At 33.7% G+C, this 756-nt stretch carries 1 pseudogene; it reads right to left on the bottom strand.

Annotation, left to right across the window (positions count from 1 at the left end):
• Positions 1 to 49: 49 nt before the first annotated feature.
• A pseudogene (locus A9O67_RS12980) lies at positions 50 to 664 on the bottom strand (LysE family translocator).
• Positions 665 to 756: the final 92 nt, after the last annotated feature.

Genomic DNA, 756 nt, shown 5'->3' with positions numbered 1-756 from the left:
ATCGATTGCAGGGTAAATAACTACCATGAATGTGAATGTGAATGTGGAGTTAGTTTATATTAAAGAATAGTAGAGATAATCCCAATAAAATCAGTAGAATTCCAATCGTTCGGTCCATAATAAATTGGTAGTTAAGAATTTTGTTTCTGACTGCTGGCGTTGCAAAGAAAATAGCAATTAGACTAAACCAAAGCCAATGAGTGAAAGAAATAAATAGGCCATAACTCAAATTTAGCCAAATTGAGTTCTGTGTACTGATAACTTGGCTATACACAGAAACCACAAAAAACATGGTTTTTGGGTTTAATGCATTTGTCAGAAAACCATTTTTAAACGCTTTTAGGGCCGGTAATGGCTTTTATACTGCTTTATCTGACGATATGTTTACTGTATTGGTCAATGAGTTAAATCCGATGTATACCAAGTAAAACACCCCAATAAGTTTAACGATTAAGAACAATGCGGGTGAACTCATAATGACCAAAGTGATGCCAAAAATGGTATAAAACACATGAACCTGCACACCAATAGCAATACCTAGCGCACACAGTAAGCCTGTTTTAATGCCATAGGTATAACTATTACGAGTTACCATAGCAAAGTCTGGCCCCGGACTAATGACTGCTAAAATGGTAATAGTTGCAACTGCAATAATTTCATTCATATTAATTTCCTAAAAGGTAATGAAAACAGACCAAAAACAGAGTTATTCTGAAATTGTTTGTTCATTTATTGTTTTTATTATCAATAGATTGA

Origin of the sequence: Tepidimonas fonticaldi, from assembly GCF_001675355.1 — a bacterium.
GTDB lineage: Bacteria > Pseudomonadota > Gammaproteobacteria > Burkholderiales > Burkholderiaceae_C > Tepidimonas > Tepidimonas fonticaldi.
This window is presented reverse-complemented; position numbering and strand designations above follow the sequence as displayed.